Source organism: Parafrankia sp. BMG5.11 (assembly GCF_004337455.1).
Window position 1 is genome coordinate 1 of the sequence record NZ_SJXI01000081.1, and the last position, 18,663, is coordinate 18,663.

The window sequence follows — 18,663 nt, forward strand, 5'->3', positions numbered from 1 at the left end:
GGGGAGAACAGCCCGGCCGGCCCGAGCCCCGGACCTCCTGACCCACCCCGTCCGTCCGCTGCCGCGGCGACCGACTCCGCGGCCCCTGACCCGATCACCAGAGAGAGCATCATGGCTGATCTGCAGACCTCCCGTCCGGACGGCTCCCTGCAGGACGCCCCTCCCGGCGCGTCCGACGAGCTCGTCCTGACCGAGCACGGCCGGGTGCTCGTCCTCACCATGAACCGGCCGGCGGCGCGCAACGCCATGTCGCTGAGCCTGGCGACCGCGATCGCGGCCGCGCTCGAGCAGCTCGACGCCCGTGACGACCTGAGCATCGGCATCATCACCGGCGCGAACAAGACGTTCTGCGCCGGGATGGACCTGAAGGGCTTCGCCCGCGGCGAGCGTCCGATCGTGCCCGGGCGCGGCTTCGCCGGGCTGGTCCGCCAGCCTCCCCGCAAGCCGCTGATCGCAGCGGTCGAGGGCTACGCGCTCGCCGGCGGGTTCGAGATCGTGCTCTCCTGCGACCTGATCGTCGCCGCGCGGGACGCCAAGTTCGGCCTGCCCGAGGTGAAGCGCGGCCTGGCGGCGGCGGCCGGCGGACTGCTGCGGCTGCAGCGCCGCATCCCCTACCACCTGGCGATGGAGCTCGTCCTGACCGGCCGGATGTGGCCGGCGACCGAGGCGGCCGAGGTCCACCTCGTCAACCGGCTCACCGAGCCGGGCGCGGCGCTCGGGGTCGCGCTCGAGCTCGCAGAGGAGATCTCCGCGAACGCGCCGCTGGCGCTCGCGGCCTCCAAGCAGGTGCTGTCACGATCGGTCGACTGGCCGCTCGAGGAGGCGTTCGAGCGCCAGGAGGAGTACGTCGCGGTGGTGCGCACCTCGGCGGATGCCAAGGAGGGTGCCGTGGCGTTCGCCGAGAAGCGCCCGCCGCGCTGGACCGGCCAGTAACCCGGCACCACCACCAGCAGTAGACGAAGCCTCCGCCCTCCGCAGGGCGGAGGCTTCGTCATGTCCGGACCTGGTCGTGCCGTGCCGCGGCATGTGCCCTGACCTGGCACGCCGTGCCCCGCCCGGCTCCGGCTCACCCCCCAAACCAATATTGACGTCAGTATCAATACTGACTAACATGCTGACATGGCCAAGAGACTGACCTTCCCGGTGTTCGACGCGGACAACCATCTCTACGAGACACGCGACGCCTTCACCCGGCATCTCCCGGACCGTTACCGCGGCGCCGTCGACTATGTCGAGGTCCGCGGCCGGACGAAGATCGCCATCCGTGGTCAGATCAGCGATTACATCCCGAATCCGACGTTCGACGTGGTGGCGCGGCCCGGCGCTCAGGAGGAGTACTTCCGTGTCGGGAACCCCGAGGGGAAGTCCTACCGCGAGATCGTCGGGGACCCGATGCGCAGCATTCCGGCGTTCCGTGAGCCGGCGCCGCGCATCCAGCTCATGGACGAGCTCGGCGTCGACCGTGCGCTGATGTTCCCGACGCTCGCGAGCCTCCTCGAGGAGCGCATGCGGGACGACCCGGATCTGACCCATGCCGTGGTCCACTCGCTCAACGAGTGGATTCACGAGGTCTGGTCGTTCAACTACGAGAACCGCATCTTCACCACTCCGGTGATCACCCTGCCCATCGTCGAGAAGGCGATCGCGGAGCTGGAGTGGGCGGCCGAGCGCGGCGCGCGGGCCGTCCTGATCCGCCCGGCGCCGGTGCCGGGCCTGCGCGGCTCGCGCTCGTTCGCGCTCCCCGAGTTCGACCCGTTCTGGCAGGCGGTGGTGGACGCCGACATCCTGGTGGCGATGCACTCCTCCGACAGCGGCTACTCGCGGTACCAGAGTGACTGGACCGGCCCGCAGGAGATGCTGCCGTTCCGCCCGGACCCGTTCCGCATGGTCACGATGGGGCACCGGCCGGCCGAGGACTCGATGACGGCGTTCGTCTGCGGCGGCGTCTTCGCCCGGTTCCCGAAGCTGCGGGTCGCCTCGATCGAGGCCGGCGGGGACTGGGTGGTGCCGCTGCTCGAGCACCTCGCCGACGCCTACACGAAGATGCCGCACGGTTTCGACGAGGACCCGGTGGAGGCGTTCCGGCGCAACATCTACATCAGCCCGTTCCACGAGGACAACATCGAGAAGCTCGTCGAGGCCATCGGCGTGGACCACGTCCTCTTCGGCTCTGACTATCCGCACCCGGAGGGTCTCGCCGAGCCGTGCAGCTACGTCGACCACCTGCCGGCCGGCATGCCGGAGGAGGACGTCAGGAAGATCATGGGCGAGAACCTCGCCCGTCTCACCGGAATCGCCGTCCCGGTCTGACGTTTCGGCCCCTGCTCGGCTTGGCCCTGCCCGGCAGGGGCCGGCGGGTGTGCCCCGTCGCGGAGCGGTCGACAGTGCGGACCTGTTACGGCCATGCTGGGACAAGTCCTCAGGTGACATGCGCAACCCGTCCGGGACGGGGGAGACGGCCCGCGGCGCCCCACCCAGGGAACCTCGAGACATCCGCGAAACCGGCAGCCGGGTTGCCCGCCACGGGCGGTCGGCCGGGCTGTGCCCGCGCCATCCGCGGGCGCTGCCGGGTAACACCGTCAGCAGGGGGCCGGCTGGCGATCAGCAGACAGAGCGGTCGTCGGCCCGGCGGTAGAAAGACCGGACCGGCAGTGAACGGCCGGCCGGTGGACAGAGTTGTCAGTTCCGCGTCGACGAAAGGTGATGACCGTTGGACCTGAACGGACGTTCAGCGATAGTGACGGGCGGTGCCGGCGGCCTCGGCGCCGCGACGGTGCGCCACCTGGCCGAGGTCGGCATGCACGTCGTGATCTTCGACCAGGACGACACGGCCGCGGCAACCCTGGCCAAGGAGCTCGGTGACTCGGCCTCCGCCGTCGGTGGTGACGTCAACAGCGACGAGGACGTGCAGGCCGCGATCGAGGCCGCGCAGGCGGGCGGCCCGCTGTCCGTCGTCGCGAACGTGGCCGGCGGTGGCGTCAAGGGAGCCGGGCGCACCGTCGGGCGCGACGCGACGCCGCACGACAAGCCGGCGTTCATCAAGACCATGGAGATGAACGCGTTCGGCACCTTCAACGTGACCCGGCTGGCCGCCGCCGCGATGGCCGGCAACGAGCCGGACGCGGACGGCGCGCGGGGGGTCGTGGTGAACACGGCCTCGATCGCCGGGATCGAGGGCCAGATCGGCCAGGTCTCCTACAGCGCGGCCAAGGCGGCCATCCTCGGCATGACCCTGCCGATGGCCCGTGACCTGGCCCCGATCGGCGTGCGGGTCTGCGCCATCGCGCCGGGGACCATGGGGACCCCGCGGATGATGGGCGTGCCGGAGCAGATGCGGGAGAAGTTCGTCCAGGACATCATCTTCCCGCGCCGGCTCGGCAAGCCCGAGGAGTTCGCGCTGCTGGTCGAGTCGATCGCCCGCAACTCCTATCTCAATGGCGAGAACATCCGCCTCGACGGCGCTCTGCGCTTCGGCCCCCGGTAGACGATGTTCTCCCTCGACTCGGTCCTCGCGTCCCTCGAGCTCGAAACGGTCGACACCGACCGCTACCGCGCCGGCAGCATCCAGCTCGGCGGCCCGGTGGCGCACGGCGGGCAGCTCCTGGCGCAGTCCCTGGTGGCGGCGCTGGTCGGCCAGGAGGGCAAGAAGGTCAAGACCCTGCACACCGTGTTCGCGCGGGCGGCGCGGCCGGACACGCCGCTCGACATCGCGGTGACCCGCCAGCACTCCGGGCGGAGCCTGGCGGCCAGCGCGGTGTCGATCAGCCAGGGCGGGCGGCTCTGCGTGCAGTCGCAGGTGCTGCTCACCGGCGACGAGCCCGACTTCATCAGCTACGCCGAGACCCACCCGGCGCCGCCTCCTGTCCCGCCGACCGAGCCGGCGGGCGCCGAGGGCGCGAACGGCACGGCGGGCGCGGCGAACGGCTCCGGCGGTTGGCAGGTGCGCGTCGTCGGCGACGTGGACATCAGCGACCCCGACGCGGTGGGCCCGCCCGAACTCGACGTCTGGATCCGCTGGCCCGGGGCGCCCGATGACCTGGTGACCTCGCAGGCGCTGTTGGCGTTGTCCACTGACAGCTTCCTCATCGGGACCGCGATGCGGCCGCACCCCGGTGTCGGCCAGGCGCTGGCCCACGTGTCGCTGTCGACCGGGGTGCTCAGCCACACGATCACCTTCCACCAGCCCGGACCGGCGTCGGAATGGGTGCTGCTGTCGCACCGCAGCCCGTACGCGGGGCACGGCCGCAGCTACGGCCAGGGCAGCGCGTACCGCGGCGGGGGCGCTCTCGTGGCGTCCTTCGTCCAGGACAACATGATCAGGGCGATGGCGGCCTCTGGCAGCCGTCACCTGTGAGCCGAGGCGTGATCCACCCCCGGTCGTCGTGATCGACCGGGCCGCCCCGGGACCAGTGGTCCCCGGGCGGCCCGGTCCTCCCCGTTCAGGGCGCGACGCGGTGGGCCAGGTGTTCTCCCCAGGGGGATCCGGGCCTCTCGCCAGGCGATAACACATGTGTCGACACCTTCGAGCCCCTTCTGAGAGAATTTCGCATGGTGGCGGTGAGCGACCGGCGTCCTGGATCAGGCAGCGCGTGCCGGGCGTCGCTGACCGCCCCTCGCCCGGCGACGCAGGGTGAGGATGTGGTCGCGGAACGGGAGACTTCGATGGTGGGCGCCGGATTTCTGTCAACGCCGGCGCTGGCGTCGATTTCGGCCCGGACTCCTTCACCTGCAGGGCTCGAGGTGGGTCGACGTCGCGAGTCTTTGCATACCTTGACTCCGACGTCGACCTCAGTAATATGAGGCACCTCACAGCGGCGGGACGTGTGCTCCGGCCATGTGAGGTTCGTGGTACCCATCAGAGGAGCGAACTTGTCGGAGCATGAAGCGGTAATCGTCTCGACCGCACGGACGGCGATCGGCACCGCGGGCAAGGGTTCCCTCGTCGACGTCGACGCTTTCGAGCTGGGTACGCAGGCCGTCGCGGAGGCAGTTCGGCGGTCCGGTATCGACAGCGCGGACATTGATGACGTCGTCCTGGGTGAATCGCTTTACGGCGGCGGCGACATCGCGCGTTACGCGGCCATCGAGGCTGGTTTCGCGAACGCCGCCGGCGTCGCGCACAACCGGCACTGCGCGTCGGGGCTCGTCGCGGTGCAGACCGCCGCCGCCTCGATCATCTCCGGGATGGACCGTGTCGTCGTCGCGGGCGGGACGAACTCCTCCTCCACCTCGCCACGGGCGAAGCGGCGCCGGCCCGGCACCGACGAGGTCGAGGACTGGTACTCCCCGACCCACCGGAACACCGCCGAGGCCCCGAACTTCGACATGTCCATCACCGTCGGGTGGAACGCGGCCGTCAAGGCCGGCGTCAGCCGCGAGGAGATGGACGCGTGGGCGCTGCGCTCGCACCAGCGGGCCATCGCCGGCATCGACGCGGGCAGCTTCACCGACGAGATCTTCCCGATCGAGGTGCCCCGGCGGGACGGCACGAGCTTCACCTTCGCCGTGGACGAGCACCCGCGGCGCTCCACCAGCCTGGAGAAGCTGGCCTCGCTCAAGCCGCTGCACCCCGAGATCGAGGGCTTCAGCATCACGGCCGGCAACGCGGCGGGTGCGAACGACGGCGCCGCCGCCATGGTCATCACTGACGGCGGCTACGCCGCGGAGCACGGCCTGGAGCCGCTGGGCATCGTCCGGGCCTGGGCGTCGGTCGGGGTGCCCCCGGCCGAGACCGGCATCGCCCCCACGCTGGCGATCCCGAAGGCCCTCAAGCGCGCCGGCCTCACCGTGGCCGACGTCGACCTGTGGGAGATCAACGAGGCGTTCGCGTCCGTGGCGGTCGCGGCGTCCAAGCTCCTGGAGATCGACGACAGCCGCGTCAACTTCCTGGGCAGCGGCTGCAGCCTCGGGCACCCGATCGCGACGACCGGCGCGCGGCAGATCATCACGCTGATCCACGAGCTGCGCCGTCGCGGCGGCGGAGTGGCGGTGTCGGCGATGTGCGCCGGCGGGGGCATGGCAAGCGCCCTCGTGCTGGAGGTTCCCGCTCCGCGCTCGAGCTGAGGTTCGCACCGCCGAGGCCCGGTGGGCGCCCACCGGGCCTCGGCGGTGGTCTTCTTTCCGGCCGCCGTGAGCGGCCGGAAACAAATGAATAAACGGTTGCCACCGGGATCGCGGGTGGCGACATGCATTTCTGGCACCTTGAAGCCAACGGAATGGCGCATACAGTGATGCATCAGGGTATCTGTTACTGGCGATTAGCATGCCCGACGGCGCCGGCCGGACACGGGGCTCCGGTGCGCCCCGATCCAAGGCCCGTCGGCTTTGTCGCCCAGCAGACGGGCGGCTGCTGACTTGAACCAGACCTCCGTCTCACATGACTTCTTCCAGGCCCTCCTTCAGGGAGTACCGCCGGGAGCGGTCTATGCCCTCGTCGCGTTGGGCTTCGTCCTGACGTACAAGACCTCGGGTGTTTTCAACCTCGCCTTCGGCGCCCAGGCCTATGTCTCGGCAGCCATGTACTTCAAGGCCCGGGTCATCTGGGAGTGGCCGACCGTCCCGTCGGTCATCCTCGCGGTCTTCGTGATGGCCCCGCTGATCGGGCTGATCCTCGAACGGCTGATCTTCCGGCCGCTGCGGACGGCACCGGCGGTGGCGCGGCTCGTCGTGGCCGCCGGCCTCGCGGTCGCGATTCCCTACCTGTTCGACATCCTGGCCGACTTCACCGCGGTCGCCGGCGTGACGCCGGTCGGTGTCGTTCCCGACGGCGCCAACGTCTTCTACGACCCGTTCGGGGTCTACGCGTACAGCCGCAACGAACTCGTCAGCATGGGCGTCGCCCTGGTCGCGATGGCCGGGCTGGTCGCGCTGTTCCGCTTCAGCGCCATCGGCGTCCGCATGCGCGCGGTGGTCGAGAGCCCGAAGATGACCGAGCTCAACGGTATCCCCGCCGACCGGGTCTCGGCCCTGTCGTGGGCGCTGTCGTCGCTGTTCGCCGGTGTCGCCGGCGTGCTCATCGCGCCCCGCTTCAACACGCTCGCGGCCGCGGACTTCTTCAGCCTCATGGTGGTCGCGATCGCCGCGGCCGCGGTGGGCCGGCTGACGAGCCTGCCGAAGGCGATGGCCGGCGGCCTGCTGCTCGGCATCATCATCGCCCAGCTCAACACCTTCCTCCCGCGCTGGTCCGACGACCACGCCTGGGTCTCGACGATCCAGGACAACCTGACGCCGTCGGTGCCGTTCGTGGTGCTCTTCGGTGTCGTCGTGCTCGTCCCGAGCATCCGGCGCTCCCGGGAGACCGGTGACCCGCTGGCCGGGGTCGAGCCGCCGCCGCCGTCACTCGGCGGCGAGGTGCGCGACCCGCGCCGGGCCCTGATCACGAGGCTGATCGGCTTCGCCGCGCTCGGCGTCGTCGCCATCGTGGTGCTGGCCCGCGGCGACCAGCTGTGGGTCTTCCTGGTGACGCAGGCCGTGGTGATCGGCATCATCTTCCTGTCGATCACCGTGATCACCGGCATGGCCGGCCAGATCTCGCTGTGCCAGGGGACGTTCGCCGCCATCGGGGCGTTCACGGTCTTCCAGCTCGTCGACCGCTACAACCTCTCGGTCCTGATGGCGGCGCTGATCGGCGCCGCCGTCGCGGCCGTGGTCGGCGCGGTCCTGTCGCTGCCCATCCGCAAGCTGGGCGGCATCTGGACGGCGATCGCGACCCTGGCGTTCGCCTACTTCTTCGACGCCGTGTTGGTGAAGCTCTCCTGGATCGGTGGCGGGGACTCCGCGCTGCTGCAGGGCACCGCCGTGCCGCGCCCGGTCATCGGGCCCTGGGACCTGGCGGACGACAAGTACTACCTGGTGTTCGCCTCGGTGATCCTCATCGTGGTCGCCATGGTCGTCCTCCAGCTCCGCAAGGGTACCTTCGGCCGCACCCTCGTCGCCCTGCGTGGCAGCGAGGTCGGCGCCGAGTCGATCGGCATCTCCGCCGGCCGGGCCCGCCTGGTCGCCTTCGCGGTCTCCGCGTTCATCGCGGGACTCGGCGGCGCGCTGCTGGCGATCCAGCAGGAGAACGTCAACTACGGCACGAACTTCGTTCCCTTCACCGCCCTGTTCTGGGTGGTGATCGTGGTGACGCTCGGCTCGCGCACGGTGCGCGGCGCGCTGAACGCCGCCGCGTCCTTCGCGGTGTTCGACCAGCTGATCCTCAAGGGGACGGTGTTCGCCTGGATCCTGCGCAGCCCGACCGCCATCCCGGACTTCTTCCCGATCTCCGGCAAGTGGGTCTACGTGTTGTTCGGCCTGGCGGCCATCCAGTTCGCCCGGCATCCGGAGGGCCTGGTGGAGCGGCCGGCGAGCATGCCGAAGTTCATCACCAAGCTGGTGGCACTGGCCCGCCCCGCGACCCCGGCCGCGGTGCCGGTGGCCGTCGGCGCGGGCGCGGGCGCGGCGGGATCGGCTCCCGAGCCGGACACCACCCCACCCACGGGCACCTCGGCGAAGGCGGCGGCGCAGCCCGCCGCCCCGGTTGCCACAGCTGAACCCGCGGCCGGCGACGGGTCACCGAAGGCCGCGGCCGACGGAGGGTCTGAGCGCCCGGCGGCCTCCTCGCCCGCGCGGACGGAGGACGCGGTCTCGTGAATCGGGTACTGAAGGCACAGGGCGTCACCAAGCGGTTCGCCGGCATCACCGCCCTTGACGACGTCACCATGGAGATCGACGAGGGTGAGCGCGTCGGCCTGATCGGGCCGAACGGAGCGGGCAAGACAACGTTCTTCAACTGCCTGCTCGGCGTGCTGCAGACCGACGGCGGCACGGTGGAGATCGCCGGCAGGGACGTCACGGGCGCGCCGGCCTACCGGCGGGCCAAGGCGGGAATCGGCCGGACGTTCCAGCGGATCGAGCTGTTCCCGGACTGCACCGTCCGGGACCATCTCGTCATCGCCGAGCGGATCCGGCGCGGCGACGGCCGGCTGTGGAAGGACATCATCGGGCTCGGCCGGCCCCGGCCGGCCGAGGTCGCCCGCTGCGACGAGGTGCTCGAGCTGCTCGGCCTCGTCGAACTGGCCGAGGAGCCCATCGAACGGCTCAGCCTCGGCCAGGGCCGCCTCGTCGAGGTCGGGCGGGCGCTGATGACCGAACCGAAGCTCCTCCTCCTCGACGAGCCGTCGTCCGGCCTCGACCGGTCCGAGACCACGGCGCTGGCGAAGACCCTGGAGGAGGTCCAGAGCGCCCAGGGGTTCGCCATCCTGCTGGTCGAGCACGACGTCGAGCTGGTCACCAGCTTCACGACCCGCTCCTACGTCCTCGACTTCGGACGGCTGATCGCGCAGGGCCCGACGCGCGAGGTCATGGCGAGCAGCGAGGTCCGGGACGCCTACCTCGGCAACTTCGAGGTGGCCCAATGACACCAGTACTGGAGTTCCGGTCCGTCACCGCTGCCTACGGCCCGTTCCGGGCACTGTTCGGTGTCTCGTACACCCTGGCGCCCGGCGAGGCGCTCGCCCTCGTCGGCTCCAACGGGGTGGGCAAGACGACCGTCGCCCGGGTCGCCTCCGGCCTGGTGGTCCCCACCGAGGGATCCGTTCTCGTCGCCGGCAAGGACATGACCGGCTCAAAGCCGTACCGGTTCGCCCGGGCCGGCGTCGCGCACGCCACCGAGGGCCGCTCGGTGTTCGCGACGCTGACGGTGGAGGAGAACCTCTCGCTGTCGTTCCGGCGGGTCCGCGGCCGCCGTGGTGTCCGCAGCGGCCTCGAGCTGGCCTACGAGATGTTCCCGGTGCTCGGCCGGCGCCGCGGGCAGCTCGCGGGCAGCATGTCCGGTGGCGAGCAGCGGATGCTGTCGATGGCCCGGGTCATGGTGGAGATCCCGAAGGTCCTCGTGGCCGACGAGCTGTCGCTGGGCCTCGCGCCGATCATCGTCGCAGAGCTCTACGACACCCTTCGCCGGCTGCGCGGGGAGGGGACGTCGCTGCTCATCGTCGAGCAGCAGGTCGGCCACGCGCTGGACCTGTGTGACCGGGTGATCGTCCTCGACCACGGCTCGGTCTCCTGGACGGGCAGCAGCGCTGAGGCCACCGGAGTGGTCACGCAGGCCTTCGACCCCGTGCACTGACCCCGACCCGGCTGCCGGGCACGAGCCGTGCCCGGCAGCCGGCCCCGGTTCTCCGACGGCCGGCGCTCACTCCGCGAAAGAGGGGGAGGGCCGGCCGTCCTCGTCCGGCCGGTCACGCAGCCGCAGCGCGCTCGCGAAGAGCCTGGCGAGCTGGTCGGCGGCCTCGTCGAAGTCGCAGTCGACCAGCCCCTGGACGAACCACATCTCGGCGAACCGGGAGACCATGGCACCGAGCGCGTGTGCGGCGATCGCGGGGTTGACGTCCGGATCCGCCAGGCCGAGGCTCTGCAGCTGCCGGATCGAACCGACGACGCGTTCCCGGTCGCGCTGCTGGTGCTCGAACCGCTCGTCGGTGAGGTGGGCGTCGTAGCGGGACACCTGCTCGATCACCCCGATGATCCGCGCCTCCGCGCGGTAGCTCTCGAGGTAGGTGCGGATGCCCGCCCTGATCCGCTCCCGGGGGACCGCGGTCGAGGACGGCAGGAAGATCGACGTGCTCAGCGGAGAGTTCAGCAGGTCCGTCATCTCCATGGCGACCTCGCGGAAGATCTGCTCCTTGGAGTCGAAGTAGTGGTAGAACGACCCGTGGGAAAGCCCGGCCTGCTCGGCGATGTCCGAGATCCGGGCCTCGAGGAATCCGTCCTTCTCGAAGACCGCCTTGGCCGCGTCGAGCAGCCGTGCGCGCGTCGCGGCGCCCTTGCGCGAGCGAGGCCCGTTCGGCTTCTCGCGATCAACCGGCGCGGCCGTCGACAATTCCTTCTCCTATTCGTGCGGTATCCGTGTCCGTACGGTATCCCGGAGCGATATTCGGGCGGCCCGACAGGGTCGGTGCTGTTTCGGTGTGGTGCTGTTTCAGCGGAGTGCTGTTTCGGTCGAGTGTCGTATCGCGGGAAGTCGCGCGGGGTGTTGTAGGGCGGGGTGTCGTAACGGTCTCGGAGGTATGCCTGGTGGCCAGGCGTGCCGACCATACTAGCCGGTGATCGGCTATAGAGCCTGTCCGTCGATCAATCGGTGTGTACGGAGTGTGTCCCCTCCGTCCGCCGGCCGTCGGGGGCGCTGGCCTGCCGAGCGACCAGCGGCCTGCCCGCCAGGCGGCTGGGCGGCCCGCCAGGCGCCGCGACCGGCTCGTCGAAGCCGCCAGGGAGGCATGTCCGGGAACGCCGGCTTTCGAGTGTCACGTGACGCGGAGGCGTCCTGCCAGGAGGCGATCACCGAAGCGGCGAACGGCCTTGAACGGCCTCGGTGATGTCGACGCTCGCGGCGATTCCCTGTCTCACCGATTCCGGCGGAACGGCGGCGTGTCTTTCCGGCGGCGAGGGAAACCCGACCGCCGAGTTCACCACCCGGCGGGACCGTGGTCTCGCGACCGAGAGACATCCGCGCCGGGCCGCGCGGCTACCTGACCGGAGCCCCGCTGGCCCCCGACGAGTTCGTCCACGCCGGCGCCGGTCCGCGTGGATTCCGGCCGGGGCCGCCCGCGTCGGGATCTGGCAGACTTTCCCCATGCCGCCGGTCCGTTCCGAGACCCAGCCCGCCGGCCCGGCCCGGCCGCGCCGCGGTGGCAGGCCCACCCTCGACGAGACGGCGAGGCTCGACGGTGCCGTCCGCGACAGCGCCCTGCGGCTTTTTCTTGAGCACGGCTACGAGGGCACCTCGATGGACGCGATCGCCCGCGCGGCCGGCACGACCAAGGCCTCGCTCTACGCCCGCTTCACCAGCAAGGAAGAGGTCTTCTGCTCGGTCCTCGAGTGGGCGACGCTGCGCCGTGACTGGCCGACGCCGGACCCGGAACCGCCGGACCTCGACGACCTGGAGGGGGCGCTGACGGCGATCGCGCAGACCGCGCTGAGCCGCGCCCTCGACCCGTCGATGGTCAGGCTCGGGCGGATCGCCATCGCCCACGCCTCCCGGTTCCCCGAGCTCGCCCGCCGCACCCACGCCGCCGGCGCCTTCCCACGCCGGCGGCTCGTGGTCGAGCTGCTGAACCGGCACGCGGCCACCGGAGCGATCGCCGCGGACGACCCCGAGATCCTCGCCGAGCATTTCCTCGGCATGGTCTCCGCGGCACCGGCCCGGTTGGCCTCGTTCGGCATCGTCCGCGACCCCGCGCTGCTGGAGCGCCACACCCAGGTCGCGGTCCGCCTCTTCCTTCGCAGCCTGCGCCCGGACTGACGTCCCCACCGGCCGAGGCCCGCTCCAACGCGTGTTGCCGCAACAGCGCATGGAGCGGCTGACGCAACTCGCCTCGGCTGCCGTCGTCCCCCGGAACGGGCCGGCAAAGCTGCGGAAGTCGGCACCGCTCGACAGGGGGGCTCGCGACCGCTAGCCTCCGTCGCATGTTAGTCGACGCTAACATCGACCGCCCGGTGCCCGGGGGGCGCGCGGAGCCCGCCGAGCCGCTCCGGACGTTGGTCGATGCCAAGGGCGATCCCGCCCGTCACAACGCCGCCGCGTTCGCGGACCTCGTCGAGGAACTGCGGGGCCGGCTGGCCAGCACGGCGCTGGGCGGGTCCGAGGCTGCCCGCCGCCGGCATGTCGAGCGCGGCAAGCTGCTGCCCCGCGACCGTCTCGACACGCTGCTCGACCGCGGCAGCCCGTTCCTCGAGCTCTCCCCGCTGGCCGCCGACGGGATGTACGACGGCGAGGCGCCGGGCGCGGGAATCATCACCGGGGTCGGCCGGGTCTCGGGCCGCGAGTGCGTCGTGGTGGTCAACGACGCCACGGTCAAGGGCGGCACCTACTACCCGACTACGGTGAAGAAGCACCTGCGCGCCCAGGAGGTCGCGCTGCACAATCAGCTGCCGTGCGTCTACCTGGTCGACTCCGGTGGCGCGTTCCTGCCCCGGCAGGACGAGGTGTTCCCGGACCGCGAGCACTTCGGTCGGATCTTCTTCAACCAGGCGACCATGTCGGCCCGGGGCATCGCCCAGATCGCCGCCGTGCTCGGGTCGTGCACCGCCGGCGGGGCGTACGTCCCGGCGATGAGCGACGAGGCGGTGATCGTCCGCAACCAGGGGACGATCTTCCTCGGTGGCCCGCCGCTGGTGAAGGCGGCGACCGGCGAGGTCGTCAGCGCGGAGGACCTCGGCGGCGGCCTGCTGCACTCGCGGAAGTCCGGCGTCACCGACCACCTGGCCGCCGACGACACCGACGCGCTGACGATCGTGCGGCGCATCGTCGCCGGCCTCGGGCCCCGCGCGCCGCGCCCGTGGGACGTCACCCCGACCGAGGAGCCGCTGTACCCGACCTCCGAGCTCTACTCGGTGGTACCGGCGGACCCGCGCACACCCTACGACGTCCGCGAGGTGATCGCCCGCCTGGTGGACGGCAGCAGGTTCGCGGAGTTCAAGAAGGAGTACGGCTCGACGCTGGTCACCGGGGTCGCCCGGCTGCACGGGCATCCGGTCGGCATCATCGCCAACAACGGGGTGCTGTTCGGCGAGTCGGCGCTCAAGGGCGCCCACTTCATCGAGCTGTGCGACCGCCGGAGCATCCCGCTGCTGTTCCTGCAGAACATCACCGGCTTCATGGTCGGCCGGGACTACGAGGCCGGCGGCATCGCCAAGCACGGCGCGAAGATGGTCACCGCGGTGGCCTGCGCCCGGGTGCCGAAGTTCACCGTGGTGATCGGCGGATCGTTCGGCGCCGGCAACTACTCGATGTGCGGCCGGGCCTACTCGCCGCGCTTCCTGTGGACGTGGCCGAACGCCCGGATCTCGGTGATGGGCGGCGACCAGGCGGCCGCCGTGCTCTCGACCGTCCGTCGCGACGCCGTCGAGGCCCGCGGCGGCGAGTGGTCCGCCGACGAGCAGGCGGCCTTCGAGGCGCCGATCCGCGAGCAGTACGAACAGCAGGGCAACCCCTATTACGCCACCGCCCGGCTCTGGGACGACGGCGTCATCGACCCGGCGGACACCCGCACCGTGCTGGGCCTGGCGCTCTCGGCGGCGGCGAACGCGCCGCTGGAACCGGTCGGCTACGGCGTCTTCCGGATGTGAGGGTCGATGTTCCACACGGTGCTCGTCGCCAACCGGGGTGAGATCGCGGTCCGGGTCATCCGGACCCTGCGTGAGCTCGGCGTCCGCTCGGTGGCGGTGTTCTCCGACGCCGACGCGGGCGCCCGCCACGTGACCGAGGCGGACGTCGCGGTGCGCCTCGGCCCGGCCCGCGCGCTCGACTCCTACCTCAACATCGAGCGGGTGCTCGCCGCCGCGGCGGCGACCGGGGCGCAGGCGGTGCACCCCGGCTACGGCTTCCTCGCCGAGAACCCGGTGTTCGCGCAGGCCTGCGCCGATGCCGGTGTGGTGTTCGTGGGCCCGTCCGCGCGGGTCGTCGAGCTGATGGGCAACAAGATCGCGGCCAAGCGCACCGTCGCCGCGGCCGGCGTCCCGGTCGTGCCCGGTCGCGTCGAGCCGGGGATGTCCGACGCCGACCTGGTCGCGGCCTCGACCGAGATCGGCTACCCGGTGCTGGTCAAGCCGGCCGCCGGAGGCGGTGGCAAGGGCATGCGGCTCGTCCGCGAGCCCGCCGCGCTCGCCGAGGCGCTGCGCTCGGCCCGCCGGGAGGCCGCCGCGTCCTTCGGCGACGACACGCTGTTCGTCGAGCGGTTCGTCGACACCCCCCGGCACATCGAGGTGCAGATCCTCGCCGACACACACGGCAACGTGATCCACCTCGGCGAGCGGGAGTGTAGCCTGCAGCGCCGTCACCAGAAGATCGTCGAGGAGGCGCCGTCGGTGCTGCTCGACGCCGCGACCCGGGCGCGCATCGGCGGTGCGGCCGTCGACGTCGCCGCCGCCGTCGGGTATGTCGGCGCCGGCACGGTCGAGTTCGTCGTGGGCACCGACCGGCCTGACGAGTTCTTCTTCATGGAGATGAACACCCGGCTGCAGGTCGAGCACCCAGTGACCGAGCTGGTCACCGGCGTCGACCTGGTCGCCGAGCAGCTGCGGGTCGCCGCCGGCGAGCCGCTGCGGATCACCCAGGACGAGGTGCGCCTGACCGGTCACGCCGTGGAGGCCCGGGTGTACGCCGAGGACCCGGCCCGCGGCTTCCTGCCCACCGGCGGGGACGTCCTCGTCCTGCGGGAGCCGACGGGCGCGGGGGTACGCACGGACTCGGGCCTGCGGGCGGGCACGGGGGTCGCCGCCACCTACGACCCGATGCTGGCCAAAATCGTCGCCTGGGCGCCGGACCGGGCGGGTGCGCTGGCCCGCCTCGACGCCGCGCTCGCGGGCACCACGCTGCTGGGCGTCACCACGAACATCGGCTTCCTGCGCCGCCTGATCGGCCATCCCGACACCCGTTCCGGCCGCCTCGACACCGGTCTGGTCGAGCGGCACCTCGAAGCACTCACTGATCCCGCCGGGCACGCCCTGCCCGGCGAGCCCACGGCGGACGACGCCCTGGAGGTGTTCGGGCTGGTCGGCGCGGTCGGGATGGTGCCGACCGGATCGGTCGTCGACCCCTGGGACGTGCCGTCGGGCTGGCGGCTGGGCGAGCGGGCCTGGTCGCGCTGGTCGGTCGCCGCTCCCGGCGGGGCCGGGGGTTCGCCGGCACGCGAGGTCGCGGTGCAACGCGCCGCCGACGGCCGGCTGCTGGTCCGCCTGGACGGCGGCGGGCCACGCGCGGCCGAGCTCGACTGGCTGCCCGCGTCCACCCCGGGTCAGCCCGCGGACGCGCTGGTCACGGTCGACGGCCGGACCAGGCGGTGGCAGGTGGCCGCGAGCGGGAGCACGATCTGGGTGGGCGCCGACGGGTTCACCTGGGCGCTCGCGGAGCGGCGGGCGGAGAGCGGCGCCGACGCGGCGGCCGGCGAGCACAGCGGCGAGGCGCGCAGCCCGATGCCGGGCACCGTCGTCGACGTGCGGGCGGCCCCCGGCGACGTCGTCGAGCCCGGTGCCCCGCTGGTCGTCGTCGAGGCCATGAAGATGGAGCACACCGTGGTCGCGGCGGTCGCCGGCCAGGTGAAGGACGTCCTCGTCCGGGTCGGCGACTCGGTCGCGCTGGACGCGCTGCTCGCGGTCGTCGAGCCGGCGCCCGACGGGGTGGCGGACGGAGCCGGGGCGTCCGACGGGCCCGCGGGAGCGGCCGATGCCCCAGCCTGATCCGCGCCGGCCCGACCCGTACCGGCCCGACGCGCGCCAGCCAGGTGGGCTCCAGCCGGACGTCCACCGGGCGGACGGCCTGCCCGAGTCGGTGACGATCTACGAGGTGGGCCCTCGCGACGGGCTGCAGAACGAGGCCTCGGTCGTCGACGTGGCGGTCAAGGCGGAGTTCGTCCGGCGGCTCGCCGGCGCCGGGCTGCGGGCGATCGAGACGACGAGCTTCGTCCCGGCGGTCTGGGTTCCGCAGCTCGCCGACGCGGCGGAGCTGCTGGAGCTGCTGGGCCCGCCGCCGCGGGGCGCCCGGCGGCCGGTGCTGGTGCCGAACACCCGGGGGCTGGAACGGGCCCTGGCGGCCGGGGCCGGCGAGATCGCGGTCTTCGGCAGCGCCACCGAGACCTTCGCGCGGCGCAACCTCAACCGCACGGTCGACGAGTCGCTGGCGATGTTCGAGCCGGTGGTGACGGCGGCCCGGGCCCGGGGCCTGGCGGTCCGCGGCTACCTGTCGATGTGCTTCGGCGACCCGTGGGAGGGAGCCGTCCCACCCGGGCAGGTCGCCGCGATCGCCCGGCGCCTGGTCGACCTCGGTGTTGACGAACTGTCGCTGGGCGACACCATTGGAGTGGCCACCCCCGGCCACGTCGAGGCCCTGCTCGCCGAGCTGGCCGCGGCCGGGATCGGCCCGGGGATCCTCGCGGTGCACTTCCACGACACCTACGGCCAGGCTCTCGCCAACACCCTTGCCGCGCTGCGCGCCGGGGTGCGCACGGTCGACTCGTCCGCGGGCGGCCTCGGCGGCTGTCCGTACGCGAGGAGCGCGACCGGCAACCTCGCCACCGAGGACCTCGTCTGGATGCTGCACGGCCTCGGCGTCGGCACCGGCGTCGACCTCGGGGCGCTGGTGCGCACCAGCGTGTGGATGGGGGAGCGGCTGGGCCGGCCGAGCCCGTCACGAGTCGTGCACGCGCTGGCCGCGCGGCTCGCCGAGGACGGTGCCACGGCGGACGCGGGAACCAGCGCCGAACCCGGGTACGGCGCCGAACCCGGACACCGCACTCAACCCGTCGGACGGATGTAGTGAAGCAGGAGAAGGAGACGGGCCATGCCTGACAGCCGGCTGAGCGAAGAGCACGAGACCCTGCGCAAGACGGTCGAGGAGTTCGCCCGGGAGGTGGTCGCCCCGGCGGCCGCCGGGCACGACGAGGCGAAGACCTTCCCGTACGAGATCATCGCGCAGATGGCCGAGATGGGCCTGTTCGGCCTGCCGTTCCCGGAGTCCTACGGCGGCCAGGGCGCCGACTACTTCGCGCTCTGCCTGGCGATCGAGGAGCTGGCACGGGCCGACTCGTCGGTGGCGATCACCCTCGAGGCCGGGGTGGGCCTGGGGGCGATGCCGATCTACCGGTTCGGTACCGAGGCGCAGCGCGAGGAGTGGCTGCCGGTACTGGCCAGCGGCCGCGCGCTGGGTGCCTTCGGGCTGACCGAGCCGGGCGCCGGCAGCGACGCCGGCGGCACCCGCACCACGGCCCAGCTCGTCGGTGACGAATGGGTGATCAACGGGTCGAAGGCGTTCATCACGAACTCCGGGACGGACATCACCCGGGTGGTGACGGTGACCGCGGTGACCGGGGAGCCGGTGAACGGCCGGCCGCAGATCTCCTCGATCATCGTCCCGGTGCCGACGCCGGGCTTCAGCGCGGGCGCGCCCTACTCGAAGGTCGGCTGGCACGCCTCGGACACCCGGCCGCTGTCGTTCCAGGACGTGCGGGTCCCGGCGGAGAACCTGCTCGGTGAGCGGGGCCGCGGATACGCGAACTTCCTGTCCATTCTCGACGAGGGCCGCATCGCCATCTCGGCGCTTTCCGTCGGCCTGGCGCAGGCCTGCGTGGACGAGAGCGTGAAGTACGCCAAGGAACGGGAGGCGTTCGGCGCGCCGATCGCCCGAAACCAGGCCATCGCGTTCAAGCTCGCCGAGATGGAGACCCGGACCTACGTAGCCCGGACGGCCTATTATGACGCCGCGTGGCGGATGCTCGCCGGCCTGCCTTTCAAGAAGGAGGCGGCGATGGCGAAGCTGTTCTCCTCCGAGGCGGCGGTGACGAACGCCCGCGAGGCGACCCAGATCCACGGCGGGTACGGATTCATGAACGAGTACCCGGTGGCACGGCACTGGCGCGACTCCAAGATTCTCGAAATCGGTGAGGGCACCAGCGAGGTGCAGAAGATGCTGATCGCGCGCCACCTCGGCGTCTGACGGACGGAGCAGCCAGCTGTGAAGCGGATTGTCGAAGCGATCATGGCCGGCGACGCGCGTTCGCCGGAGCGGCGGGCGGAGTTCGGGGCGTTGGCGGTGCCGGAGTCGTACCGGGGTGTGGTGGTGCGCAAGGACGAGGTGGGGATGTTCGAGGGGCGGGTGTCGCGGGAGAAGGATCCGCGGGAGTCGTTGCATGTCTG

The 18,663-nt window shown here is 71.8% G+C and carries 14 protein-coding genes and 1 pseudogene; 14 read left to right on the forward strand and 1 reads right to left on the reverse strand.

The genetic code is table 11. The features are described from left to right. Nucleotides 1–111 precede the first annotated feature (111 nt). From E0504_RS40350 to E0504_RS40385, 8 genes are all read left to right on the forward strand, one after another. The gene (locus E0504_RS40350; RefSeq protein ID WP_071064213.1) at nt 112–933 is read left to right on the forward strand and encodes a crotonase/enoyl-CoA hydratase family protein; all 822 of its coding nucleotides are present in this window, start codon (nt 112–114) and stop codon (nt 931–933) included. 186 nt (nt 934–1,119) lie between these two features. Continuing rightward, nucleotides 1,120–2,310 carry an amidohydrolase family protein gene (locus tag E0504_RS40355; protein ID WP_112108559.1) on the forward strand — a complete coding sequence of 397 codons (1,191 nt, stop codon included), beginning with the start codon at nt 1,120–1,122 and terminating at the stop codon, nt 2,308–2,310. A 400-nt stretch (nt 2,311–2,710) separates the two neighbouring features. Further along, nucleotides 2,711–3,484 (forward strand): SDR family NAD(P)-dependent oxidoreductase, encoded by a 774-nt coding sequence (locus E0504_RS40360; RefSeq protein WP_112108558.1) that lies wholly within the window; start codon nt 2,711–2,713, stop codon nt 3,482–3,484. 3 nt (nt 3,485–3,487) lie between these two features. Beyond that, nucleotides 3,488–4,354, forward strand: a complete 867-nt coding sequence (locus tag E0504_RS40365; protein ID WP_112108557.1) for an acyl-CoA thioesterase II — start codon at nt 3,488–3,490, stop codon at nt 4,352–4,354. Between the two features lie 515 nt (nt 4,355–4,869). Next, nucleotides 4,870–6,063, forward strand: coding sequence for a thiolase family protein (locus E0504_RS40370; protein WP_071064205.1), 1,194 nt, complete (start codon nt 4,870–4,872; stop codon nt 6,061–6,063). Between the two features lie 291 nt (nt 6,064–6,354). After that, on the forward strand, nt 6,355–8,631 hold the full coding sequence (locus E0504_RS40375) for an ABC transporter permease (RefSeq protein WP_165938772.1): 2,277 nt from the start codon (nt 6,355–6,357) through the stop codon (nt 8,629–8,631). Continuing rightward, nucleotides 8,628–9,398 (forward strand): ABC transporter ATP-binding protein, encoded by a 771-nt coding sequence (locus E0504_RS40380; RefSeq protein WP_112108555.1) that lies wholly within the window; start codon nt 8,628–8,630, stop codon nt 9,396–9,398. Before E0504_RS40375 ends, E0504_RS40380 begins: the two co-directional genes overlap by 4 nt. After that, nucleotides 9,395–10,105: an ABC transporter ATP-binding protein gene (locus E0504_RS40385; protein ID WP_112108554.1), complete on the forward strand. Its 711-nt coding sequence runs from the start codon at nt 9,395–9,397 to the stop codon at nt 10,103–10,105. Before E0504_RS40380 ends, E0504_RS40385 begins: the two co-directional genes overlap by 4 nt. Before the next feature lie 66 nt (nt 10,106–10,171). On the opposite strand, the gene E0504_RS40390 is transcribed toward E0504_RS40385, so the two are convergent. Then, nucleotides 10,172–10,858, reverse strand: a complete 687-nt coding sequence (locus E0504_RS40390) for a TetR/AcrR family transcriptional regulator (protein WP_112108553.1) — start codon at nt 10,856–10,858, stop codon at nt 10,172–10,174. 750 nt (nt 10,859–11,608) lie between these two features. On the opposite strand from E0504_RS40390, the gene E0504_RS40400 reads away from it, so the two are divergent. From E0504_RS40400 to E0504_RS40425, 6 genes and pseudogenes are all read left to right on the forward strand, one after another. After that, nucleotides 11,609–12,277 (forward strand): TetR/AcrR family transcriptional regulator, encoded by a 669-nt coding sequence (locus E0504_RS40400; RefSeq protein ID WP_112108552.1) that lies wholly within the window; start codon nt 11,609–11,611, stop codon nt 12,275–12,277. A 164-nt stretch (nt 12,278–12,441) separates the two neighbouring features. After that, nucleotides 12,442–14,103: a carboxyl transferase domain-containing protein gene (locus E0504_RS40405; protein WP_198541331.1), complete on the forward strand. Its 1,662-nt coding sequence runs from the start codon at nt 12,442–12,444 to the stop codon at nt 14,101–14,103. A 6-nt stretch (nt 14,104–14,109) separates the two neighbouring features. Further along, entirely contained in the window at nt 14,110–16,212 is a 2,103-nt protein-coding gene (locus E0504_RS40410; RefSeq protein ID WP_112108551.1) for a biotin carboxylase N-terminal domain-containing protein, read from the forward strand. Then, entirely contained in the window at nt 16,199–17,287 is a 1,089-nt protein-coding gene (locus tag E0504_RS40415) for a hydroxymethylglutaryl-CoA lyase (protein WP_112108550.1), read from the forward strand. The genes E0504_RS40410 and E0504_RS40415 overlap by 14 nt, the downstream gene beginning before the upstream one ends. A gap of 24 nt (nt 17,288–17,311) precedes the next feature. Further along, nucleotides 17,312–18,463: an acyl-CoA dehydrogenase family protein gene (locus tag E0504_RS40420; protein WP_020461572.1), complete on the forward strand. Its 1,152-nt coding sequence runs from the start codon at nt 17,312–17,314 to the stop codon at nt 18,461–18,463. An 18-nt stretch (nt 18,464–18,481) separates the two neighbouring features. After that, nucleotides 18,482–18,663: pseudogene (locus E0504_RS40425) on the forward strand (crotonyl-CoA carboxylase/reductase); the annotation flags it as partial.